Consider the following 22,859-nt stretch of genomic DNA (forward strand, 5'->3'; position numbering starts at 1 on the left):
AAGCCGGCCTCGGCCGGCGGCGCTGCTCAGGCTGTCGCAGGAGCGGCCCGCACCGGCCGGGCCTCCCGGATGGGCAGGTGGATCAGCGCGGCGCCGGCGGCCAGCACGATGTCGGCGTACCAGACCCAGTCGTAGCGGCCGGTGGCCTGGAACACCGCGCCGCCCAGCCAGGCGCCCAGGAAACCGCCGACCTGGTGCGTGAGCATCACGATGCCGAACAGCGTGGCCATGTTCGCCGGCCCGAAGAACTTGGCCACCAGCCCGGCCGTGGGCGGCACGGTGGACAGGAAGGTCACGCCCATCACGGCCGAGAACAGCAGCACCACCGGGCCGGTCTTGGGCGCCAGCAGGAACAGCAGCACCGCGATGCCGCGCGTGGCGTAGACCAGCGACAGCAGCGACTTCATGCGCCAGCGGCCCACCGCCCAGCCCATCGCCACGCTGCCCACGATGTTGAAGAACCCCAGCAGCGACAGGGCCCAGCCGGCCCATTGCGTGGGCAGCCCGCAGGCTTCCACCACGCCGGGCAGGTGGGTGGCGAGGAAGGCCACGTGGAAGCCGCAGACGAAGAAGCCGGCCGCCAGCAGCCGGTAGCCCGGATCCCGCAGGGCCTGGACGATCGCCTCGCGCGTGCCGAGGCGCGGGGGCGCCGCCGCTGCGCCCGGGTGCTGCGGATGCTGCGAGTGGCCGCGCAGCACCCAGGCGGCCGGCAGGCACAGCAGCACCAGCAGCGCCATCGCCTGCATCGCCCCGACCCAGCCGATGCCCACCATCAGGGCGGCGGCCAGCGGCGCCAGCAGGAACTGCCCGGTGGAGCCGCCCGCGTTGACGATGCCGGTGGCGATGCCCTGCCGGCCCGGCGGGATCAGCCGCGTGGCCGCCGCCATCAGCACCGCCGGGCCGGCCATGCCGGCGCCACCGGCACCCAGGATGCCGATCGCCAGCAGCAGGCCGGCCGTGCTGGTCATGTAGGGCGTGATGAAGGTGCCCACGGCCACCATCAGCGCGCCCGCCAGCAGCACGCGGCCGGCGCCGATGCGGTCGGCCACGATGCCGGCGAACGGCTGGGTGATGCCCCACCACAGCTGGCCGAAGGCGAAGGCCAGGCTGATGCTGGCCAGGCCCAGGCCGGTGGACGTGTTCAGCGGCGACAGGAACAGGCCCATGGTCTGGCGCACGCCCATCGACAACGCAAAGGTGCCGGCCGCGGCCAGCAGGATCACCCACATCGCCGCGCGGGTTCTCGGTTGGCTCATTCGTCTTCTCCGGTGGCCGGCGGCGGCGCCAGCCGCTCGCTGCATTCCTCGATCAGCGCATGCAGGGCGAGCACCCGCCCGTTGCCCAGCAGCGCGTTGAGCTGTTCCTGCGCCACCCGCCAGCGGCGGCGCGCTTCCTGGTACTTGTCGCGCCCGGCTTCGGTGGCCTCGACGCTGCGGCTGCGCGCGTCGCCGCCGGCCTGCACCACCACCCAGCCGGCCGCCACCAGCGGCTGCAGGTTGCGGCTGAGCGTGGAGGGCGTGAGCTTCATGGCGCGCGCCAGGTCCACCGGGCGCATCGGGCCCAGCCTGCAGATGTGCGCCAGCAACGAATACTGGGTGGTCTTCAGGCCGGACTTGCCGACCTCGGCGTCGTAGTGCTGCGCCACCTGCCGCATCAGCTTGCGCAGCTTGAGGTGGGTGCAGCCCTGGGGCCTGACAGCGGCGTTCATGGGAAACTATTGTAGCTGCAACCTTTGCATATGCAAGTTTATAATCGGGCCTCCGTGAAAGGCGCCCCGATGACACAGCACAACCTCCTGGAAGACTGGCTCGCGCAGGAACGCGAGCAGAACGCGCGCTTCGATGCCGGGCCCGGCGCAGGCGTGGCCCGCCCCGAGCAGGTGGCCGGCCTGGGCGGGCTGGAACTGATGCAGGCCATGCTCGCCGGCCAGCTGCCCTACCCGCCGATCGCCCGCACGCTGGACTTCCTGCTGATCGAGGCGGAGGACGGCCGCGCCGTGTTCCAGGGCACGCCCGGCCCGGCCCACCTCAACCCGATGGGCGGCATCCACGGCGGCTGGTATGCGACGCTGCTCGATTCCGCCATGGGCTGCGCCGTGCACACGAAGATGCCGGCGGGCCGCGGCTACACCACCGCCGAGCTGAGCGTCAACCTGGTGCGCGCGATCGGCCCCAAGGCCCCGCGCATCCGCGCCGAGGGCAAGGTGGTGCACGCCGGCCGCCAGCTCGCCACCGCCGAGGGGCGGCTGTACGGCCCCGACGGCACCCTGTACGCGCACGGCACGACCACCTGCCTGGTGTTCGAGCGAACCGCACGCTGACCGGCGCGTGCCGATAATCGCCGCATGCGCCTCCTCCACACCATGCTGCGCGTCGGCGACCTGCAGCGCTCCATCGACTTCTACACCCGCGTGCTCGGCATGAAGCTGCTGCGCACGACCGAGCGGCCCGAGCAGAAGTACTCGCTGGCCTTCGTCGGCTACGGCAGCAATCCGGACCATGCCGAGATCGAGCTGACCTACAACCACGGGGTCGCGAGCTACGAGATGGGCACCGCTTACGGCCACATCGCGCTCGGCGTGCCCGACGTGGCCGCGGCCTGCGAGAAGATCCGCGCGGCCGGCGGTGCCATCACGCGCGAGCCGGGCCCGGTGAAGGGCGGCTCGACGGTGATCGCCTTCGTGACCGACCCCGACGGCTACAAGATCGAGCTGATCCAGCGCAGCGCCGAGCCGGCCTGACCGGCTTCAGCCGCGATCCGGCGGCCCGTGTGCAGCCGACAGGCTGCAGGCGGGGTCGCCCTCGTCCTCGTTCCAGTCGATCGCCACCGTGGCGTGGCCGATGCCGAAGCGTTCCACCAGTTCGTGCTCGACCCGGCGCACCAGGGTGCGCGGATCGGCGTGCGGCGCCGGCTTGACGTGCAGGGTGGCCAGCGCCTGGCCCGAGGTGATCAGCCACACGTGCACGTGGCTGACCGCCACCAGCCCGGGCACCGTGGCCAGCAGGTGGTGCTCGATGGCGTCCGGAGACGCGTCGTCGGGCGCGCCTTCCAGCAGGATGTGCAGCGACTTGCGCAGCAGCGGCCAGGCGCTGCGCAGGATCAGCAGCGAGACCAGCACCGACAGCAGCGGGTCGATCGGCGCCCAGCCGGTGTAGTGGATCACGACGGCAGCGACGATGGCGCCCACCGAACCCAGCAGGTCGCCCATCACGTGCAGGGCCGCGCCCCGGATGTTGACGTGCTCGCTGTCGCCCTGCGAGAGGATGCGCAGGACGACCAGGTTCACCAGCAGCCCGGCGACGGCCACCGCCAGCATGGGTCCGGCCAGCACCGGCTGCGGATCGCGCAACCGGTGGAACGCCTCCCAGGCGATCCAGCCCACGAGGGCCAGCAGCGCGGCTGCGTTGGCCAGCCCGGCGACCACCTCGAAGCGCAGGTAGCCGAAGGTGCGGCGCGGGTCGGCCGGGCGCCGGCCGGCGCGGAACGCTCCGTAGGCCAGGGCCAGCGCGGCCGCATCGGTGAGCATGTGGCCGGCATCGGCGATCAGCGCCAGCGACCCCGACAGCAGGCCGCCGGCCACCTCCACGCCCATGAAGGCGAAGGTGAGCAGGAAGGCGAGCAGCACCTTGCGTTCGTTGCCCGCCGTGACGGGCGGGGCATGGTCGTGGTCGTGGTCGTGCCCGTGGCCTTCATGGCCGTGCGCGTGGGCGGCGTGATCGTGTGGCATGGGTGGATTCTTGGCCTTTCGCAGGCGCGTGGACTCGACGGCCCTCATGCTGGAGCTTGCCATCATGGCAGGGTCAAGCGTTGCGCCGCCCCCCGGCGCGCGGGCGGCTGTTACAGGGACCCCCGGGCCGGCCGGCCCGGCCATACGCTCGGGTCTGCACTGCAGGAGATCCCCATGCCCGTCGACGTCCGCACCGGCCAGGCGCCGCCCGCCCATACGCGCGAGGAATTCGGCCGGCGCTTTCGCGCCCGCTTCTTCGACCCGGCGTTCCGCGCCGAGGACGAGGCCATCCGGCGGCTGGAGGCGATCGCCTGGGAGGGCTACTGCGGCGCACGCAAGTCGCCGGTCAAGCGCAAGGCCGGCCCCGGGTTCAAGGACCCGGACTACGAGATGTCGGTGGAGTGGTACCACACGCGCAACCGCCTGATCGCGGCGCAGCAGCGCTGGGGCGACCCGGCCACGCCCTCGCGGGTGCTGCTGGTCAACGCCGCCACGCGCAACGACGGCACCTGCCCGGGCGAGATGTCCAAGAGCTTCCGGCTGACCCGGATCGCGCAGCAGACCCTGGACGAAGCCGGCCTGCAGACCGACCTGCTGGACCTCAGCCGGCTGGCTTCCGACTACGACCGCCACATCCACCCGTGCAAGGGCTGCCTGTCCACCGCCATGCCGCTGTGCCACTGGCCCTGCAGCTGCTACCCCAACCACGAGCTGTCCCAGGTGAACGACTGGATGGCCGAGATCTACGAGTCCTGGACATCGGCCCACGGGGTGCTGCTGGTCACGCCGACGCACTGGTACACCATGTCCAGCCCGCTCAAGCTGATGATGGACCGGCTGGTCTGCGCCGACGGCGGCAACCCGGACCTGAGTTCCACCCATGGCAAGGACCCGGGGATGGCCAAGCAGCTCGAGCTGGACGGCTGGCCCTACCCCAAGCACCTGGCCGGGCGCGCGTACGGCGTGGTGGTGCACGGCGACGTGGCCGGCATCGAGGGCAACCGCCGCGCCCTGTGCGACTGGCTCGACTGGATGGGCCTCATCGATGCCGGTCCGCAGGCCCGGCTGGACCGCTACATCGGCTATTACGAGCCCTACGCCACCAGCCACCAGGCCCTGGACCGCGACAGCAGCGTCCAGGAGGAAGTGCGCAACGTCGCGCGGGCGCTGGCCATCGCCGTGCAGGAGTTGCGCGAAGGGCGCCTGAGCGCACCTGGCCGCGGCCTGCGGTCGCCACGGCCGAAATGAGGGGGCCCGCAGCGGGCGCTCAGGCCGGGGGCACCAGCTCGGCCAGCAGGCGCAGCAGCGCATCGCGCTCGGCGGCCGGGTCGAACCGCGGCGAGCGTTCGGCGCATTGCGCGGCCAGGCGGTCCAGCAGGCCCTCGCCGGGGGCTGCCGCCTGGCCCTCGCGACAGCGGGCGAGCAGCCCCGCCAGAGCGCCCGCATCGCCGGCGGGAAAGTAGCCCGAATAGCCGGCGCCGAGCAGCCCGACGTTGCCCGGCACGCGGGAGGCCAGCACCGGCGTGCCGCAGCGCACGGCCTCGATGATCACGTGCGCGCCGCCTTCGAGCACGCTGGCATGGACCAGCACGTGGGCCTGGCGGATGCGCTCCAGCGCCTGCTCGTGCGCCAGCGCGCCGAGCCAGCGGTAGCCGGTGCATCCGGCGGCCGTGGCCCGCGCCTGCTCGCCCAGTGCGGGCTCGAGCGCTTCGCCGACGTGGTCGATCCGGATGTCCTCGCGCCCGCGCAGCCGGCGCGCCACCTCGAACAGCGTCTGCGGTGACTTCACCGCACGCAGGTGGCCGACCATCACGGCCTGCAGGCAGTCGCGCGGCTTGTCCGCAGGAGACCGCAGCGGCGCCGACTGGACCACCACGCGCGCCTTGGCCTGCAGCGGGGGCGGCAGCGCCTGCGCGCCCAGTTCCTGCAGCACCACCAGGCACTGCGCCACCTCGAGCGAATGCCGCGCCGAGGCGTCGAAAGCAAGGTCCTGGTACAGGTCGGTGCCGGTCAGCACCACCGCCAGGCCGCGGCCGGGATGCGCCTGCGCCCAGTTCCGGATCGACTCGGCCGAGCGGCGCGCATGCAAGGCCAGCATGACGGCATCGTCCTGCGCCTGTCCGCCGTCCGGCCACTGGCGCACGACCCGCGTGCGGAACGCCGGCGCCAGCATCCCAACCCAGCGCGAGGCGGTGCGCCAGTTGCCGTTGTTCGCATCGGCGAGCGCGGGGCTTACGATGACGACCGATGGTCCAGGCATCACGGATTTATAGCGCGGACGGCCCGCCCGAGGCCCTCGCGCTGCGCAGCGGCACGGCGGCGGACGCGCGGGCCGCGCTGCTGGCCGCGCGGCAGCGCACGCTGGCGCTGGCCGATGCCACGCTGGCTGCGGTGGGCACCGGGTACCCGGGCGTGCGCTACGCACCGGAACTCAACCCGCCCCTGTGGGAACTGGGCCACGTCGCCTGGTTCCAGGAATGGTGGATCGCCCGCAACCGCCAGCGTGCGCTGGGCACCGCCTGCGATCCGGACCACGCGCGCGGGCCCTCGCTGCTGGTGCAGGCCGATGCCTGGTACGACTCCAGCCGCGTCGCGCATCGCACCCGCTGGACGCTGCCCCTGCCGGACGCGGACGGCACCCGCGAGTACCTGGCGCGCACGCTGGCGCAGACCTTGGCCTTGCTGGATGAATTGCCGACGGCGGCCGCCGACAGCGCGCTGTATTTCTTCCGGCTGGTCGCGCTGCACGAGCAGATGCATGCCGAGGCGGCGCTCTACATGGCGCAGTCGCTGGGGATCGATGTCGATGACGGGACGCCGGTCGCCCCGCAGCCGGCGGGCGGCCGGGAGCTCGAACTGCCCAGCCAGCGCTTCCGGATGGGCTGCAGCGGCAGCGGGTTCGCCTTCGACAACGAGCTGGCGGCGCACGAGGTCGCGATCCCGGCCCTGCGCATCGACGCCCGGCCCGTGACCTGGGCACGTTACCTGCCCTTCGTGCAGGCCGGCGGCTACGAGCAGCCGCAGCGGTGGTCGGAACGCGGCCGCGCCTGGCTGGCCGCGCGAGCCGGCCGCCACCCCTCCGGCCTGCGGCAGGTCGACGGCCAGTGGCAGCAGCGCCACGGCTCGCGCTGGCACCCGGTGGACCTGGCGCAGCCGGCCGTGCACCTCAGCGCCTACGAAGCCGAGGCCTGGTGTCGCTGGGCCGGCCGGCGCCTGCCCACCGAGGCGGAATGGGAATGCGCTGCGCTCACCCTGCCGGGCTTCGCCTGGGGCCAGGTGTGGGAATGGACCGCCAGCGCCTTCGAGCCCTATGCGGGATTCACGCCGCATCCCTACCGCGACTACTCGGCCCCGTGGTTTGGCAGCCGGCGCGTGCTGCGCGGCGCCAGCCCGGCCACCTCGGCCTGGCTGGCGCACGCGCGCTACCGCAATTTCTTCGAGCCGCAGCGCGACGACGTGTTCGCCGGCCTGCGCAGTTGCCAGGACGGCTGAGCGCGTCCCTACAATCGCAACCCATCAGCAGGAAAGAACTCGCGAAGTGAAGAACGAGGAGACGGAGCAGTTGCTGGCCCTGTACCGGACGATGGTCCGGATCCGCGCCTTCGAGGACGCCGCCGAGGCCGCCAGCCAGGGCGGCGTCAATGCTTTCGGCAAGGCCGCGGACGGCACCGCCCGGGTGCGCGGCCCGCTGCACCTGTCCACCGGGCAGGAGGCCGTGCCGGCCGGCGTCTGCGCCCACCTGCGGCCGGCCGACTACCTGACTTCCACCCATCGCGGCCACGGCCACACGCTCGCCAAGGGCGCTGATCCGGTGCGCATGATGTGCGAGCTGTTCGGCAAGGCCAGCGGCTACAACGGCGGCAAGGGCGGCTCCATGCACATCGCCGACTTCTCGGTCGGCATGCTGGGCGCCAACGGCGTGGTGGCGGCCGGCCTGCCGATCGCGGTGGGCGCGGCGCACGCGCAGCTGCTGCAGCAGCGCGAGGGCCTGACCGCCTGCTTCTTCGGCGACGGCGCGATCAACCGCGGCCCCTTCCTGGAATCGCTGAACTGGGCACGCGTCTACGGCCTGCCGGTGCTGTTCGTCTGCGAGGACAACCGCTGGAGCGCCACCACGCCCAGCGGCCCGATGACCGCAGGCGACGGCGCTTCGGCCCGGGCGGCCAGCCTGGACATCCCCTCGGTGCAGGTCGACGGCAACGACGTGCTGGCGGTCGCCCGGGCGGCCGGCCAGCTGGTGGCGCAGGTTCGCGCCGGCAGCGGGCCGCACCTGCTGCACGCCATCACCTACCGGGTCAAGGGCCACGTGTCGGTCGACCCGGCCGCCTACCGCGACCCCGCCGAACTGGCGGCAGCGCTGCGGCACGATCCGATCGCCCGGGCCCGCGCCGCCTGGCTGGCGCTGCCGGGCGCCGAGGCCGCGCGGCTGGACGCGATCGAGCGCGAAGCGGCCGACGAGGTGCGCCGCGCCGTGGCCGCGGCCGACGCCGCGCCCTGGCCCGAGGCGGCCAGCGCCTTCACCGACGTGCAGACCACCGGAGCGGGCCAATGGCGCTGATGACCTATGCGCAGGCGGCCGCGCTGGCCCTGCAGCACGAGATGGAAGCCGACGCCCGCGTGGTGGTGCTCGGCGAGGACGTCGGCCGCGGCGGCATCTTCGGCCAGTACCGCGGCCTGCAGGAGCGCTTCGGCGCCAGGCGGGTGATCGACACCCCGATCAGCGAAGCCGCCATCCTGGGCGCCGGCGTCGGCATGGCGCTGGCCGGCCTGCGGCCGGTGGTCGAGATGCGGGTGGTCGACTTCGCCCTGTGCGCGATGGACGAGATCGCCAACCAGGGCGCCAAGAACCGCTTCATGTTCGGCGGCCAGGGCCGGGTGCCGCTGGTCGTGCGCATGCCCACCGGCATCTGGGACGCCTCGGCCGCGCAGCACTCGCAGTCGCTGGAGAGCTGGTTCGCCCACCTGCCCGGCCTGGTGGTGCTGTGCCCGGCCACGCCCCAGGACAACTACGCGATGCTGCGGGCAGCGCTGGCCAGCGGCGACCCGGTCATCTACATGGAGCACAAGACGCTCTGGGGACTGGAGGGCGAGGTCGATCCCGGCCAGGCCGCCGAGCTCGGCCGCGCGCGCGTGCTGCGGCCGGGGAGCGACCTCACCGTCGTGAGCTGGAGCCGCCAGCTGCAGGCCTGTGCCCAGGCCTGCCAGGCGCTGGCCGCGGCCGGCGTGCAGGCCGAACTGATCGACCTGCGCAGCATCTGGCCCTGGGACCGCGAGGCCGTGCTGGCCTCGTGCCGGCGCACCGGCCGCCTGCTGGTGGTGCACGAAGCCGTGCAGGCCGCCGGCTTCGGCGCCGAGATCGCGGCGACCGCGGCCGAAGCCACCGGCTGCCGCGTGCGCCGGCTGGGCGCGCCGCGCATCCCGGTCGGCTATGCGCCGGTGCTGGAAGCGCAGTCACGGGTCGACGCCGATGCGATCGTGCAGGCGGCGCAGGCGCTGCTGGCCCCAAATGGAGCGACGGCATGACGCCCCCCCACACCGAGGCGGTGCACCCGCTGCCCGAGGAGCTGCCGCTGGACGACGCGCAGGACGAGCCCACGCGCGTGCCGCTGGCGATCGAGGACTGGCTCACCGTCATCGTGATGGCCCTGCTGGCGCTGATCACCTTCGCCAACGTGCTGGTGCGCTACTTCACCAGCCAGTCGTTCGCCTGGACCGAGGAGATCTCGGTGTTCCTGCTGATGGTGGTGACGCTGGTGGCCGGCTCGGCCTCGGTCGCACGCAACCGGCAGATCCGCATCGAGTTCTTCGCCGACGCCGGCCCGCCGGGGCGCCAGCGGGCGCTGGCGCGCTTCGGTGCGCTGATGGTCTGCGGGATGTTCCTGTTCCTTGCCGCGCTCAGCGTGCGCATCGTCTACGACCACTGGCACTACGACGAGACCTCCCCCGGCATCGGCGTGCCGCAGTGGTGGTATTCGATCTGGCTGCCGGTGATGTCGCTGGCGATCGCCGGGCGCGCCTTCGGGCTGTTCCTGCGCCGCGGAAGGCAGCCATGATCGGCTTCCTGCTCTTTGCCGTGTTCATCGGCATGATGGTGGTGGGCGTGCCGATCGGCGTGGCCCTGGGCCTGGCAGGCACCGCCGCGATCGGGTTGGCCAACGTCGACTCGCAGTGGTTCGGGTTGCTGGCCGTGCCGCAGAACTTCTATGCGGGCCTGCACAAGTACCCGCTGCTCGCCATCCCGATGTTCGTGCTGCTCGGGTCCATCTTCGACCGCTCGGGCGTGGCGTCGCGGCTGGTGAACTTCGCGGTCGCCATCGTCGGTCGCGGCCCGGGCATGCTGCCGCTGGTGGCGATCGCGGTGGCCATGTTCCTCGGCGGTGTTTCGGGCTCGGGCCCGGCCAATGCGGCCGCGGTCGGCGGCGTGATGATCGCGGCGATGGCGCGCGCCGGCTACCCGGCCGGCTACTCGGCATCGATCGTCGGCGCCGCGGCGTCCACCGACATCCTGATCCCGCCCTCGATCGCCTTCATCGTCTATTCGGTGCTGGTGCCGGGCGCCTCCGTCCCCGCGCTGTTCGCCGCCGGCCTGGTGCCGGGGGTGCTGGTGGGCCTGGCGCTGATCGTGCCCGCCGTCTGGCTGGCCCGCCGCCACCGCATGGGCGCGGCCGAGGCCGAGCTCGCGCGGCCTCCCTTCTGGGCCAGCCTGCGCGAGGCCAGCTGGGGGCTGGCGGCGCCGGTGCTGATCCTGGGCGGCATGCGGGCCGGCTGGTTCACGCCGACCGAGGCGGCGGTGGTGGCGGTGTTCTACGGCCTGTTCATCGGCATGGCGGTGCACCGCACGATCGGCGTGCGCGACCTGTTCCCCATCCTGCGCGAAGCGGGCGAGCTGTCGGCAGTCATCATGGTGGTGGTGGCGCTGGCAGGTGTGTTCGCCTACTCGCTGTCCACCCTGGGCATCATCGATCCGATCACCCGCGCCATCACGCAATCCGGCCTGGGCGAGTGGGGCGTGCTGTCCCTGCTGGTGGTGCTGCTGGTACTGGTGGGCATGGTGCTCGACGGCATCTCCATCTTCCTCATCTTCATTCCGTTGCTGACGCCCCTCATCGCGCACTACCGGTGGGATGTGGTCTGGTTCGGCGTGCTGCTCACGCTGCTGGTGGCGCTCGGCCAGTTCACGCCGCCGATGGCCGTGAACCTCATGGTGACCTGCCGCATCGCCCGCGTGCGCATGGAGGACACGCTGCGCTGGATCGGCTGGCTGCTGGCCGCGATGCTGCTGGTGGTCATGCTCGTGATCGCGTTCCCGTCGCTGGCCCTGTGGCTGCCGCAGAGCCTGGGCTACTGAGATTTCTCGACCCTGACCGACTTCACTGAAGGAGACCTGCCCATGAAGACCCGCCATTTCCTCAAGTTCGCCGCCGCGGCCGCCGCGCTGGCTTTCGCTGCCGCCGCGCCGGCGCAGACCTACAAGCCCGAGTACAAGATGTCGCTCGTGGTCGGCACCGCCTTTCCCTGGGGCCAGGGCGGGCAGATCTGGGCCGACCTGGTCAAGGAGCGCACCCAGGGCCGCATCAACATCAAGCTGTACCCCGGCGTGTCGCTGGTGCAGGGCGACCAGACCCGCGAGTTCACCGCCATCCGCCAGGGCGTGATCGACATGGCGATCGGCTCGACCATCAACTGGTCGCCCCAGGTGAAGGAACTGAACCTCTTCTCCATGCCCTTCCTGATGCCCGACTACGCCGCGATCGACGCGCTCACCCAGGGCGAAGTCGGCAAGCGCATGTTCGCCACCCTCGACCGCGCGGGCGTGGTGCCGCTCGCCTGGGGCGAGAACGGCTACCGCGAGATCACCAACTCCAAGAAGCCGATCAAGTCGCCCGAGGACATGAAGGGCATGAAGATCCGGGTGGTCGGCTCGCCGCTGTTCCTGGACACCTTCACGGCGCTGGGGGCCAACCCGACGCAGATGAGCTGGGCCGACGCCCAGCCTGCACTGGCCAGCGGCGCGGTCGACGGCCAGGAAAATCCGATGTCGATCTTCACCGCCGCCAAGCTGCACACGGTGGGCCAGAAGAACGTGACCATGTGGGGCTACGTGGCCGACCCGCTGGTGTTCGTGGTCAACAAGGACGTCTGGAACTCGTGGACGCCGGCCGACCGCGAGATCGTGCGCAAGGCCGCCATCGACGCCGGCAAGCAGGAGATCGCGATCGCCCGCAAGGGGCTGGTCGAGGCCGACAAGCCGCTGCTCAAGGACATCGCCGCGCTGGGCGTGACCGTCACCCAGCTCACCCCGGCCGAGCGCGACGCCTTCGTCAAGGCCACCCGGCCGGTGTACGACAAGTGGAAAACCACCATCGGCACCGACCTGGTGACGGCGGCCGAGAAGTCGATCGCGGCGCGCAAGTAAGCCGCGGACCCGTCACGAACGGAAAGCCGCCTGCGGGCGGCTTTTTTCGCTTGGCAGAGGCTCAGGCAGTGACATGCAATGGGAGCCGTCCTACCGGCGCTTCAGTGCCATCGCACCGGCGCGGGGGTGCGCTCCGACACCACCCCCACGGCGGCAGGCCTACCTTGGCAGCATCCAGACCCCAAGGAACCTGCCATGGACTCCAACCTCCTGATCGTGGCGCTGGTGATCCTCGCGCTGATCGCCCTCGCCCTGTTCCTCCAGCAGCGCAAGTCCCGCAGCGACCACCTCCGGCGCGACTTCGGCCCCGAGTACGGCCGCGCCATGCACGACCTGGGCAGCCGCGACAAGGCCGAAGCCGAGTTGCTGGCGCGGCGCAAGCGCGTGGACAAGTTGCGCATCGTGCCGCTCAGCCCGGCCGACGCGCAGCGCTTCAGCCAGCAATGGCGGTCGCTGCAGGCGCGCTTCGTCGACAGCCCGCGCGGCGTGCTGGCCGAGGCCGACGTACTGGTGCGCGAGCTGATGGAAAAGCGCGGCTACCCGGTCGGCGATTTCGACCGGCGCGCGGCCGACATCTCGGTGCACCACCCCGGCGTGGTCGAGCACTACCGCGCCGCCCACGACCTGACCGAGCGCGAGCGCGGCGGCGAGGTCGACACCGAAGGCATGCGCCAGGCCGTCATCCACTACCGGGCGCTGTTCTCCGACCTGCTGCAGACGCAGGGCGATCCGGGCGAGCCGCACGGCCGCCACCACCCCGAGATGAGGACCTCCGCATGAAGCCCGAACCGAACGAACGCATGGGCACCGCCGACCTGGTCGCCGGCGCCGAGCCGCAGGACCCGCGCCCCTGGCAGGAGCGACAGCCCCCCGCAACGATGCAGCAGGGTCGCGACGTGCAGGCCCAGCACCTGGGTGGCGGCGTCATGCCGCAGCAGATGGAGCAGCGCCAGCCGATGGACCAGCCGCCGCCGCAGCACGGGGAGCCGCAACACGGTGCCGCAGTGCCGCGCGATCCGCACGCTCCAGGCCAGCCGCCGGCGCATGGGATGGAGCAACTGGCCGCCCTCTTTCCGCCCGGGGTCGCCGCCGACTTCCGCCACCGCTGGGACGAGGTGCAGATCGGCTTCGTCGACGACCCGCGCCAGGCCGTGCAACATGCGGACGAACTGGTCGCCCAGGTGATGAAGAGCCTGGCCGCCAGCTTCGCCGGACAGCGGGCGCAGCTCGAAGCCAGCCTGGGCCGGGGCGAGCAGGCCGACACGGAAGATCTGCGCGTGGCCCTGCGCGGCTACCGCTCGTTCTTCCAGCGGCTGCTGTCGCTCTGAGCGCGTTCATCCGCGGCCGCGTCCCACACGGCCGGCGGGCGCGCACGCCTACATTGAGCGCCGGCTCGCGACAGGCGCGGGCCGCCGCACGCCATGCAGAAGCCGACGCACCCGCGGGCCGCCGCTGTTCCACCCGGGCAGCCGCCGCCGCAACCGAAGCCGCCGCTGGGCCCGCAACCGGAGCCGCCCGGGCCCTTGCCCGCGCCGCCCCCTGCGACCCAGACCCGTTGACCCGTTGACCCACCAGGAGAACGCCATGCCCCGAGGTTCCAGTCCCAAGCGCGAGCGCCAGTACGAGCACATCAAGGAAAGCTACGAGCAGCGCGGCCAGGGCCGCCGCGCCGAGGAGATCGCCGCGCGCACGGTGAACAAGGAGCGTGCCGAGACCGGCGAGACCAAGGCCTCGCGCAAGAGTCCCAGCCGCGCCGGCGGCCAGGCTGGCAAGGCCGGCAAGCCGGCCGCGGCGCGCGGTGGCGGGCCCACCCGCGAGCAGCTGTACGAGGAAGCCCGCCGCAAGGGGGTCGAGGGCCGATCGAAGATGAGCAAGGCGCAGCTGAAAAAAGCGGTCGCCCGCTGACGGCGCAGGTCGCCCCCGGGTGCAGGTCTGGCGCCGCGCTCAGCGGGACTTGCCGGGGAAGAGCCCATCCCACCACTCCTTGGCGGTGGCGATCACGGTCTGCAGCGCCTGCGGATCGCGCTGGGTCAGCGCGCGGACGTAGGCCCTGGCCTGCCGGGCCGTCACGTGCGGCGGCAGCGGCGGCACGTTGGGATCGGTGACCACCTCCACCACCACCGGCCGGTCGGCTGCCAGCGCCTGGACCAGGGCCGGGGCCACCGAGTCGGGTTCGTCCACGCGGATGCCCTCCAGCCCCAGCGAGCGCGCGTAGTCGGCATACGGGAAGGCCGGCAGCACCTGCGAGGCTTCGAACCGGGGATCGCCGGCCATCACCCGCTGCTCCCAGGTGACCATGTTGAGGTCGCTGTTGTTCAGCACCAGCACCAGCAGCCGCGGCTCGGACCACTCGCGCCAGCGGTGGGCGATCGTCACCAGGCCGTTGATGCCGATCATCTGCATGGCGCCGTCGCCCGACAGCGCGACCACCACCCGGTCCGGGTAGGCCAGCTTGGCCGCCAGCGCGTATGGCACCGCCGGGCCCATGGTGGCCAGCCCGCCGGACAGCGAGGCCATCATCCCGCGCCGGATCTTCAGGTCGCGCGCGTACCAGGCGGCCGAGCTGCCGGAATCGCAGGTCAGGATGCAGTTGTCGGGCAGGCGCGGCGACAGTTCCCAATAGACCTGCTGCGGGTTGACCGGGTCGGCGGCGTTCTTCGCGCGCGCCTCCAGCACCTGCCACCACTTGCGCACGTTGTCCTCGACATCCTCGCGCCAGCCGCGTTCGGTCTTGCGCTGCAGCAGCGGTATCAGCGCGCGCAACGTCTCGCGGCTGTCGCCCACCAGGTTGATCTCCATCGGATAGCGCAGCCCCAGCTTGCGGCCGTCGATGTCGACCTGCACGCCGCGCGCCTGCCCCTCCCGGGGCAGGTATTCCGAGTACGGAAAGCTCGACCCCACCATCAGCAGCGTGTCGCAGTCGCTCATCATCTGCCAGCTCGGCTGCGTGCCCAGCAGGCCGATCGAGCCGGTGACGAAGGGCAGGTCGTCCGGCACCGCGGCCTTGCCCAGCAGCGCCTTGGCCACGCCGGCGCCCAGCCGCTCGGCCACCTCGATCACCTCGTCGGTCGCGTGCAGCGCGCCGGCGCCGACCAGCATCGCCACCTTGCGGCCGGCGTTCAGCACCTGGGCGGCGGCGCGCAGGTCGGCCTCGGCGGGCACCACGCGCTTGGCCGTCATGCCGATGCCGCTGTGCACGGTGCCGTGCTCGCGCGGCGGCGTTTCCACCGCCGGCAGGTCCTGCACGTCGTGCGGCAGGATGATGCAGGTGACGGCGCGCCGGTCGAGCGCGATGCGCATGGCGCGGTCGACCAGGTGCCGGATCTGCTCCGGGACCATGCCGACGTGGACGTACTCGTGCGCCACGTCCTTGAACAGCGTGTGCAGGTCCACCTCCTGCTGGTAGTCGCCGCCCATGGCCGCGCGCGCCGCCTGCCCGACGATGGCCAGCACCGGCTGGTGATCGGCCTTGGCGTCGTACAGCCCGTTGAGCAGGTGGATGGCGCCCGGGCCGGAGGTCGCCATGCACACGCCGACCTCGCCCGTGAACTTGGCGTGCGCGCAGGCCATGAAGGCGGCCAGTTCCTCGTGCCGGGCCTGCACGAACTGCATGCGGTCGCCGATGCGGCCGAAGGCGCCCATCAGGCCGTTGATGCCGTCGCCGGGATAGCCGAACACGCGGCGCACGCCCCATTCATGGAGTCGTTCGAGTAGCTGGTCGCTGGTGGTCTTGCTCATCCTGCCCGTTTCGGCTGCGCCCGGCGCCGCCCGCCCCAGTCTGTGCGCGGTCGTGGGGCCCGGATGTAGGACGGGTCCGGAGATGCCTGGCCCCGCCTGCATCCGGGGTCGCGGCCCACGGGAGAACCGGCACGGCAGGCCCGCGCGCTGCCCTGCACTAGCATCGCAGGCCATGGACACGACTGCGGATTTCATCGTCATCGGCGCCGGCATCGCGGGCGCGTCGGTCGCCTTCTGGCTGGCGCCGCGCGGGCGCGTGCTGCTGCTCGAACGCGAGTCGCAGCCGGGCTACCACTCGACCGGGCGTTCGGCGGCGCTGTTCATGGAGAGCTACGGCACCGCCCAGGTGCGCGCGCTGACCCTGGCCAGCCGCGCGTTCTTCGAGGCGCCCCCGGACGGCTTTGCCGAGCACCCCCTGCTCGGCCCGCGCGGCGCGACGATGGTCGCTTCGCCGGGGCAGGAGTCCGAACTGCTGGCGCACTGGGCGGTGCTGCAGCCGATCTCGCCGCGCGGGCGCCTGCTGGATGCGGCGGGCGCGCAGGCACTGGTGCCGGTGCTGCGGCCGGAGCAGGTGCTGGGCGCGGTGCACGAGCCCGACGCGGCCGACATGGACGTGCATGCCATCCACCAGGGCTTCCTGCGCGGCGTGCGGCGGCACGGCGGGCGAACGGTGAACGATGCGGAGGTGACCGCCCTCGCGCGGCAAGGCGCGAGCTGGATCGTGCGCACGCGTGCCGGCGACTTCGCCGCACCGGTCGTCGTCAATGCCGCCGGCGCGTGGGCGGACGCCATCGGGCAACTCGCCGGCGCGCGCCCGATCGGGCTGCAGCCGCGGCGCCGCTCCGCCTTCATCTTCGCGCCGCCCGCGGGCGTGGACTGCAGCGCGTGGCCGCTGACCATTGGCATCGCCGAGGACTGGTACTTCAAGCCCGATGCCGGGATGCTGCTCGGCTCGCCGGCCAACGTCGACCCGGTGGCGCCGCACGACGTGCAGCCGGAGGAACTGGACATCGCAATGGCGATCGACCGCATCCAGCAGATGACGACCATGACCGTCCGCCGCCCCACGCGCACCTGGGCCGGGCTGCGTTCCTTCGTGGCCGACGGCGACCTGGTGGGCGGCTGGGATCCCCGGCTCCCCGGCTTCTTCTGGGTCGCCGCGCAGGGCGGCTACGGCATCCAGACGTCCCCGGCCATGGGGGAAGCCTGTGCCGCGCTGGTGCGCGGCCTGCCGCTACCCGAACGCATCGCCGGCTTCGGCCTGACCGAGGCCATGCTGTCGCCGGCCCGGCCTGGCCTGGCCGGCGCAGCCTAGCCGGCCGCGAGCAGCCGCGAGAGGTTCCAGGCGCCGGCCACCAGCAGGGCACCGCCCAGCGCCGGGGCCAGGCGTTCGCCCCCGGGCGCCAGCTTTTCCAGCGCGACAACGATCGCCAGCGCGGCGATCCAGGCGAGATTCATGACGCCGCCGACGAACAGCAGTCCCATCAGCGCCCAGCAGCAGCCCAGGCACGACAGGCCGTGCTTCAGCCCCATCACGAGGGCGCCGCGTGCACCCGGCCGCCACTCGCCGAGCAGGAATCCGGCCGGGCTGCGGCAGCGCGCCAGGCAGGCCTTCTTCAGGGGCGAGAACTGGTAGATCCCGGCGATCGCCAGCAGCAGCGCGTTGAGCGCGGCCGAGGTGCTGACGATCATCGGGTCCACCCAGTCCAGCGCCTGCAGCGCCCACTGCATCGCCACCGCGGCCACGCTGAAGCCGAGCCACACCAGCAGGTAGCCGCCGACGAAGCCGCCGGCCCGGGCCGGTTCGCCGCTGCGCAGGCTGAGGCGCGAGAAGGTCTGCACCATCGGCAGTGCCGCCGGCAGCATCATCGCCGCCATCATCACGGCCCACATCGCGCCGATCGCGAGCACGTTCGGGCCGCTCCAGGCGGGCGCCCCGGGCATCGTCAGCTGCACCAGCGGGTGCCCCATGTCGAAGGCCATCCAGCCCAGCACGGCCCACGTGACGATCGCGATGGCCAGCACGCCTGCCCGCATGGAGACCTCCTTGGCGCGGCCGTTTGCGCGCCCGCAAACCTTCGGCCCATTGCGCGCCGCTGTCAACTTGAAAGCCGCGGGCTGCGCGCCTAAGCTGCCACTCCCCGCCATCCGTGGCGGCAACCCCATCCGGCATCACGGATGACTTCGCATCCTCAGGAGAAAGCGATGAGCTGGCACATCTCCGGCGAATACATGGAAACCTGCAACTGCGCCTACCTCTGTCCCTGCCTGTCTTCCAACCTGGCCGCGAGGCCGACCGAAGGCGACTGCAAGGCCGCGGTCGCGATGCGCATCGACCGGGGCGAGAAGGACGGCACCCAGCTCGACGGCTTGTCCTTCATCGTCATGCTGCAGTCGCCGGGGCCCATGGGCGCCGGCAACATCACGGTCGGCCTCATCGTGGACGAGCGCGCCACCGACTCGCAGGCCGAGGCGATCGGCGCCATCGCGTCCGGCGCCGCCGGCGGTCCGATGGCGGCGCTGGCGCCGCTGGTGGGACGGATGGCGGGCATGGAGCGCAGCCCGATCCGCTTCGAAGCCGACCGGCTGACACGGGCGGTGCGCGCCGGGGAACTGGTCGACCAGGCGTGCGAAGGCGTTCCCGGCGCCAATCCGGAACAGGCGATCTCGCTGGAAAACACCGGCCACCCCGTGAGCAGCCGCGTCTACCTCGGCAAGGCCACGCGCAGCCGCTTCAACGTGTTCGGCATGGACTGGAACGACAGCAGCGGCGAACGCAACGGCCACTTCGCGCCGTTCGCCTGGTCGGGTTAGTCCCGGTCCGGCTGCCGCCCGATCGGCCCGCGCACAGGCTGCAAGGCAAGAGCTTCCACGAGCTGGCCCGGCGATCCCACTCGTGCTCGCCCGCCGGCCCACCCTCGCGCTCGCCTTCGGTTCGGTCCTGGCCTGTGTGCCCGCGGCGGCCCTCACCGTGCCGGACGACATGGCGCAACGCATGCAGGCCTGCGTGGTCTGCCATGGCAAGGAGGGGCGCGCCACCAACCACGGCTTCTTCCCGCGCATCGCCGGCAAGCCGGCCGGCTACCTGTACAACCAGCTGGTGAACTTCCGCGAAGGCCGGCGCAGGAACGCGACCATGGCCTACCTCGTGGACCACATGTCGGACGCCTACCTGCGCGAGATCGCCGGGTACTTTGCCGGACTCGACCTGCCCTACCCGCCGCCGCAGACCACGGGGGCGCCGGCCGCGGTGCTGGCGCGCGGCGAGCAGCTGGTGCGCCAGGGCGACCCCGGGCGCGGCATCCCGGCCTGCACGCAATGCCATGGCGACGCGATGACGGGCGTCAACCCGGCGATGCCGGGGCTGCTGGGCCTGCCGCGCGACTACGTGCTGGGCCAGTTCGGCGCCTGGCGCACGGGCGCGCGCCGCGCGGCCCAGCCGGACTGCATGGCCGAAGTGGCCCGGCGGATGTCGCTCGAGGACGTCAGCGCGGCGGCCGTCTGGCTGTCTTCGCAGCCGGTGGCGCCGGGGCCGGCGCCGGCCGGTTCCCTGCCGGCGAAGCTGCCGCTGGAATGCGGGAGCGCCGCGCGATGAAACGCTTGCCGACAGGATTGCGGGCAGCCCTCGCCGTCCTGGCGCTCCTGCTGGCCGCGGCAGCGTGGGTGGCCTGGTCGAACGTGCGCGGCGAGGAGCCACTCCCCGCACAGGCGACCAGCGTTCCCGTCACTCCTCAGCTGCTGGAGCGCGGCGCGTATCTGGCACGGGCCGGCAACTGTGCCGCCTGCCACACCGAGCGCGGCGGGCCCGCGTTCGCCGGCGGCAAGGGCATTCCGACGCCGTTCGGCATCGTCTACGCCGGCAACATCACGCCCGACCCCGCCACCGGCATCGGCAACTGGTCCGCGGCGGAATTCTGGCGGGCGATGCACCACGGGCGCTCGAAGGGCGGGCGCTTGCTGTACCCGGCTTTCCCCTACACCGAATACACGCTGGTCACCCGCCAGGACTCCGACGCGCTGTACGCCTTCCTGCAGAGCCGGCCGGCCGTGCAGCGGCCGAACCGGGAACACGCCCTGCGCTTTCCGTACGACCGGCAGGCGGCCCTGGCGGTCTGGCGCGCGCTGTTCTTCTCCCCGGCCGAGTTCAGGCCCGATCCCGCGAAATCCGACGAGTGGAACCGCGGCGCCTACCTGGTGCGGGGGCTGGCCCACTGCCAGGCCTGCCATGCGCCGCGCAACGCCTTCGGCGCCACCAACGACAGGCTGGAACTGAGCGGGGGCCTGATCCCGATGCAGAACTGGTACGCCCCATCCCTCGCGTCACCGGCCGAAGCCGGCGTGCAGGACTGGTCGATCGACGAGATCGTGCAGTTGCTCAAGACCGGCGACTCGCCGCGCGGCGCGGCGATGGGGCCCATGGCGGAGGTGGTGTTCAGCAGCACGCAGCACCTGGCGGAAGCCGACCTGCGCGCCATGGCGACCTTCCTGAAGCAAGTGCCGCGGCACGATCCGCCCGCCGCCACGCCCGCGCGTGCGTCCCACGAGGTGCTGGAACTCGGCGCCCGCGTCTACGGCAACCACTGCGCCCAGTGCCATGGGAAGCAGGGCGAAGGCGCAGGCGCCGCCTACCCCGCCCTGGCCGGGCACCGGACCGTGACGATGGCCTCGAGTGCCAACCTGGTGCGCGTCATCCTCAGTGGCGGCTTTCCGCCGACCACGGCCGGGCATCCGCGCCCCTTCGGCATGCAGCCCTTCGGCCTGAGCCTGAGCGATGCGGAGGTTGCCGCCGTCGCCAGCTACGTGCGCAGCTCATGGGGCAACGCCGCTCCGGCGGTGATGCCGCTGGACGTGCAGAGAGTCCGGTGAGGGGGAGCCGATGCGGCGTGGACGAGGGCGACCGGCCCTACGCGCACCAGACGGCGATCCGCTGCGCCAGGTCCATCCACAACGCCCAGCCCGCCGCGCCGGCCAGCAGCACGCCGGCGGCCCGGGTGCCCCAGTCCTGGCGCAGGCGGTTGCCGGCCTGCTTGAGCCTGGCGAACAGCCAGGGGCCGAGCAGCAGCCCGCTGGAACTGGCGGCGCCGAACAGCGCCATCGAGGCGGCGCCCTCCAGCGCGCCGCCACTGAGCGAGGCCACCAGCAGCGCCGACCAGAGCAGGCCGCAGGGCATGAAGATCCACAGGGCGCCGGCGGCGAACAGGCCGCCGCTGCGCTGCGCCATCGGGCGGATGCGCGTCCAGGCGCTGCGCCCGGCGCTGCTCACCCAGGCCGGCTGGCGCGCCAGCACCACCAGCGACAGCGCCCAGGCCAGCACGACCAGGTGGAACAAGGTCCAGGCCGGGCGCAGCACGGCGGCGTGCTGCGTGAGGGAAGCGAAGGCCTGCACGGCGCCGGCCACGACGGCACCGGCGGCCGCATAGCCGGCGAGCCGCCCACCCTGGAACAGCCAGCGCGCACGCGCCGGTCGCGCGCCGGACGCGAGGCCGCCGCAGGCGGCGCCGCACATCGCCGCGCAGTGCGGCGCGCCGGCGATGCCCATCAGCAGCGCCGTGCCGGCCAGGGAGAGGGAGATCACGGCGGGCCGCTCACAGGATGCGCGAGAAGCGCGAGCGGTTGGCGTTGGCGTGCAGGTAGCGATCGAACACCATGGCCACGGCGCGCACGAAGAACCAGCCGACCGGCGTGACTTCGATGCCCTTGTCGTCCACGGCCACGAGCCCCTCGGCGGCCAGCGACTGCAGCCGCTCGAGTTCCGAGGCGAAGTAGCTGCGGAAATCCAGCAGCCAGCCGGCCTCGATGTCCTCGTACTGCAGCTGGCCCTGGCACATGATGGCCATGATCACGGCGCGGCGCACCAGGTCGTCCCGCGTCAACGACAGCCCGCGCACGATCGGCACCCGGCCCTGGTCGAGCAGGTCGTAGTACTCCTCCAGCGTCTTGGCGTTCTGGCTGTAGGTGGTGCCGACGCGGCCGATGGCGGACACGCCCAGCGAGACCAGGTCGCAGTCCGGGTGGGTGCTGTAGCCCTGGAAGTTCCGGTGCAGGCGCCCCTGCCGCTTGGCCACGGCCAAGGCGTCGCTGGGCAGCGCGAAGTGGTCCATGCCGATGTACTCGTAGCCGGCGTCCAGCAGCGCCGCCATCGCCTGCGACAGCATCGCGACCTTGTCGCCGCCCAGCGGGATCTCGTCGCTGTTGATGCGCCGCTGCGCCTTGAAGCGCTCGGGCAGGTGGGCGTAGCCGTACAGCGCGATGCGGTCGGGCCGCAACTCGCACACCTGCACCAGCGTGCGCGCAAACGACTGCGGCGTCTGCTTGGGCAGGCCGTAGATCAGGTCGACGTTGATGGATTCGAAGCCGATGCGGCGCGAGGCCTCCACCAGCGCGAACACCAGCTCGGCCGGCTGCACGCGGTGCACCGCCTTCTGCACGTCCGGGTCGAAGTCCTGCACGCCGAACGACAGCCGGTTGAAGCCCATTTCGGCCAGCGCGCGCAGCCGGCCTTCGTCGACCGTGCGCGGATCGACCTCGATCGAGTACTCGCCCCCGGGCGCGATGTCGAAGGCGCGCCGCAGCATCGCCATCAGCTGGCGCAGCTCGTCGTCGGTCAGGAAGGTGGGCGTGCCGCCGCCCAGGTGCAGCTGCGACACCGACTGGCGCCGCCCCAGGTGCAGCGCGTGCATGTCCAGCTCGCGCTGCAGGTACTCCAGGTAGACCGGCGAGCGATTGTGGTGCTTGGTGATGATCTTGTTGCAGGCGCAGTAGTAGCACAGCTGCTCGCAGAACGGGATGTGCACGTACACCGACAGCGGCTGCGGCACCGGGCTGGCCGCGCGCTGCGCCAGCGCCGCCAGGTAGTCGGCCTCGGTGAACGCGTCGACGAAGCGGTCGGCGGTGGGGTAGGAGGTGTAGCGCGGCCCCGGCACGTCGAAGCGCCGCAGCAGGTCGTCGGAAACCGGGAGCTTGGCCATGTGTCGGTCG

24 protein-coding genes are annotated in these 22,859 nt (G+C 72.2%); 16 read left to right on the forward strand and 8 right to left on the reverse strand.

Going from position 1 to position 22,859, the window contains the following annotated elements:
- Positions 1-26 precede the first annotated feature (26 nt).
- The gene (locus V6M57_RS01640) at positions 27-1,256 is read right to left on the reverse strand and encodes an MFS transporter (RefSeq protein WP_332813238.1); all 1,230 of its coding nucleotides are present in this window, start codon (positions 1,254-1,256) and stop codon (positions 27-29) included.
- The gene (locus tag V6M57_RS01645) at positions 1,253-1,708 is read right to left on the reverse strand and encodes a MarR family winged helix-turn-helix transcriptional regulator (RefSeq protein WP_332813239.1); all 456 of its coding nucleotides are present in this window, start codon (positions 1,706-1,708) and stop codon (positions 1,253-1,255) included. Before V6M57_RS01645 ends, V6M57_RS01640 begins: the two co-directional genes overlap by 4 nt.
- A gap of 69 nt (positions 1,709-1,777) precedes the next feature.
- Here V6M57_RS01645 and V6M57_RS01650 point away from each other — a divergent pair, with 69 nt between their 5' ends.
- Both V6M57_RS01650 and gloA read left to right on the forward strand, forming a co-directional pair.
- Positions 1,778-2,320, forward strand: a complete 543-nt coding sequence (locus V6M57_RS01650; RefSeq protein ID WP_332813240.1) for a PaaI family thioesterase — start codon at positions 1,778-1,780, stop codon at positions 2,318-2,320.
- Positions 2,321-2,344: 24 nt separating this feature from the next.
- On the forward strand, positions 2,345-2,740 hold the full coding sequence (gene gloA, locus V6M57_RS01655) for a lactoylglutathione lyase (protein ID WP_332813241.1): 396 nt from the start codon (positions 2,345-2,347) through the stop codon (positions 2,738-2,740).
- Between the two features lie 6 nt (positions 2,741-2,746).
- On the opposite strand, the gene V6M57_RS01660 is transcribed toward gloA, so the two are convergent.
- Positions 2,747-3,727 (reverse strand): cation diffusion facilitator family transporter, encoded by a 981-nt coding sequence (locus V6M57_RS01660; protein WP_332813242.1) that lies wholly within the window; start codon positions 3,725-3,727, stop codon positions 2,747-2,749.
- A 174-nt stretch (positions 3,728-3,901) separates the two neighbouring features.
- On the opposite strand from V6M57_RS01660, the gene V6M57_RS01665 reads away from it, so the two are divergent.
- Positions 3,902-4,975: a flavodoxin family protein gene (locus V6M57_RS01665; RefSeq protein ID WP_332813243.1), complete on the forward strand. Its 1,074-nt coding sequence runs from the start codon at positions 3,902-3,904 to the stop codon at positions 4,973-4,975.
- A 19-nt stretch (positions 4,976-4,994) separates the two neighbouring features.
- On the opposite strand, the gene senB is transcribed toward V6M57_RS01665, so the two are convergent.
- Entirely contained in the window at positions 4,995-5,987 is a 993-nt protein-coding gene (gene senB / locus V6M57_RS01670; RefSeq protein WP_332813244.1) for a selenoneine biosynthesis selenosugar synthase SenB, read from the reverse strand.
- On the opposite strand from senB, the gene senA reads away from it, so the two are divergent.
- The 9 genes from senA to V6M57_RS01715 all read left to right on the forward strand — a co-directional run bounded on the left by senA (position 5,975) and on the right by V6M57_RS01715 (position 14,048).
- On the forward strand, positions 5,975-7,219 hold the full coding sequence (senA, locus tag V6M57_RS01675) for a selenoneine synthase SenA (protein WP_332813245.1): 1,245 nt from the start codon (positions 5,975-5,977) through the stop codon (positions 7,217-7,219). The two genes, senB and senA, sit on opposite strands and share 13 nt — an antisense overlap.
- A 91-nt stretch (positions 7,220-7,310) precedes the next feature.
- On the forward strand, positions 7,311-8,285 hold the full coding sequence (locus V6M57_RS01680) for a thiamine pyrophosphate-dependent dehydrogenase E1 component subunit alpha (RefSeq protein WP_332813313.1): 975 nt from the start codon (positions 7,311-7,313) through the stop codon (positions 8,283-8,285).
- Entirely contained in the window at positions 8,276-9,250 is a 975-nt protein-coding gene (locus V6M57_RS01685; protein ID WP_332813246.1) for an alpha-ketoacid dehydrogenase subunit beta, read from the forward strand. The genes V6M57_RS01680 and V6M57_RS01685 overlap by 10 nt, the downstream gene beginning before the upstream one ends.
- The gene (locus tag V6M57_RS01690) at positions 9,247-9,780 is read left to right on the forward strand and encodes a TRAP transporter small permease (RefSeq protein ID WP_332813247.1); all 534 of its coding nucleotides are present in this window, start codon (positions 9,247-9,249) and stop codon (positions 9,778-9,780) included. The genes V6M57_RS01685 and V6M57_RS01690 overlap by 4 nt, the downstream gene beginning before the upstream one ends.
- The gene (locus V6M57_RS01695) at positions 9,777-11,075 is read left to right on the forward strand and encodes a TRAP transporter large permease (protein WP_332813248.1); all 1,299 of its coding nucleotides are present in this window, start codon (positions 9,777-9,779) and stop codon (positions 11,073-11,075) included. Before V6M57_RS01690 ends, V6M57_RS01695 begins: the two co-directional genes overlap by 4 nt.
- 42 nt (positions 11,076-11,117) lie before the next feature.
- A complete protein-coding gene (locus V6M57_RS01700) occupies positions 11,118-12,143 on the forward strand; it encodes a DctP family TRAP transporter solute-binding subunit (protein ID WP_332813249.1) in 1,026 nt (341 codons plus the stop codon).
- Positions 12,144-12,338: 195 nt separating this feature from the next.
- Complete coding sequence (locus V6M57_RS01705; protein ID WP_332813250.1) at positions 12,339-12,923, forward strand: hypothetical protein; 585 nt, start codon at positions 12,339-12,341, stop codon at positions 12,921-12,923.
- Complete coding sequence (locus tag V6M57_RS01710; protein WP_332813251.1) at positions 12,920-13,471, forward strand: hypothetical protein; 552 nt, start codon at positions 12,920-12,922, stop codon at positions 13,469-13,471. Before V6M57_RS01705 ends, V6M57_RS01710 begins: the two co-directional genes overlap by 4 nt.
- A 256-nt stretch (positions 13,472-13,727) precedes the next feature.
- Complete coding sequence (locus V6M57_RS01715) at positions 13,728-14,048, forward strand: plasmid stabilization protein (RefSeq protein ID WP_332813252.1); 321 nt, start codon at positions 13,728-13,730, stop codon at positions 14,046-14,048.
- A gap of 39 nt (positions 14,049-14,087) precedes the next feature.
- Here V6M57_RS01715 and V6M57_RS01720 read toward each other — a convergent pair whose 3' ends face one another.
- Positions 14,088-15,881, reverse strand: coding sequence for a thiamine pyrophosphate-requiring protein (locus V6M57_RS01720; RefSeq protein WP_332813253.1), 1,794 nt, complete (start codon positions 15,879-15,881; stop codon positions 14,088-14,090).
- Between the two features lie 172 nt (positions 15,882-16,053).
- On the opposite strand from V6M57_RS01720, the gene V6M57_RS01725 reads away from it, so the two are divergent.
- Complete coding sequence (locus V6M57_RS01725; protein ID WP_332813254.1) at positions 16,054-17,196, forward strand: NAD(P)/FAD-dependent oxidoreductase; 1,143 nt, start codon at positions 16,054-16,056, stop codon at positions 17,194-17,196.
- Here V6M57_RS01725 and V6M57_RS01730 read toward each other — a convergent pair.
- Positions 17,193-17,918 carry a DUF2182 domain-containing protein gene (locus V6M57_RS01730; protein WP_332813255.1) on the reverse strand — a complete coding sequence of 242 codons (726 nt, stop codon included), beginning with the start codon at positions 17,916-17,918 and terminating at the stop codon, positions 17,193-17,195. The two genes, V6M57_RS01725 and V6M57_RS01730, sit on opposite strands and share 4 nt — an antisense overlap.
- Before the next feature lie 168 nt (positions 17,919-18,086).
- Here V6M57_RS01730 and V6M57_RS01735 point away from each other — a divergent pair, with 168 nt between their 5' ends.
- From V6M57_RS01735 to V6M57_RS01745, 3 genes are all read left to right on the forward strand, one after another.
- A complete protein-coding gene (locus V6M57_RS01735) occupies positions 18,087-18,695 on the forward strand; it encodes a DUF1326 domain-containing protein (protein ID WP_332813256.1) in 609 nt (202 codons plus the stop codon).
- Positions 18,696-18,777: 82 nt separating this feature from the next.
- Entirely contained in the window at positions 18,778-19,476 is a 699-nt protein-coding gene (locus V6M57_RS01740) for a c-type cytochrome (protein WP_442968765.1), read from the forward strand.
- On the forward strand, positions 19,473-20,747 hold the full coding sequence (locus tag V6M57_RS01745; protein WP_332813257.1) for a c-type cytochrome: 1,275 nt from the start codon (positions 19,473-19,475) through the stop codon (positions 20,745-20,747). The genes V6M57_RS01740 and V6M57_RS01745 overlap by 4 nt, the downstream gene beginning before the upstream one ends.
- 37 nt (positions 20,748-20,784) lie before the next feature.
- On the opposite strand, the gene V6M57_RS01750 is transcribed toward V6M57_RS01745, so the two are convergent.
- Entirely contained in the window at positions 20,785-21,453 is a 669-nt protein-coding gene (locus V6M57_RS01750) for a sulfite exporter TauE/SafE family protein (protein WP_332813315.1), read from the reverse strand.
- 13 nt (positions 21,454-21,466) lie between these two features.
- Positions 21,467-22,849 (reverse strand): oxygen-independent coproporphyrinogen III oxidase, encoded by a 1,383-nt coding sequence (hemN, locus tag V6M57_RS01755; protein WP_332813258.1) that lies wholly within the window; start codon positions 22,847-22,849, stop codon positions 21,467-21,469.
- Between the last annotated feature and the right edge of the window lie 10 nt (positions 22,850-22,859).

Origin of the sequence: Ramlibacter sp. (assembly GCF_036676645.1) — a bacterium.
Classification (GTDB): Bacteria; Pseudomonadota; Gammaproteobacteria; order Burkholderiales; family Burkholderiaceae_C; genus Ramlibacter.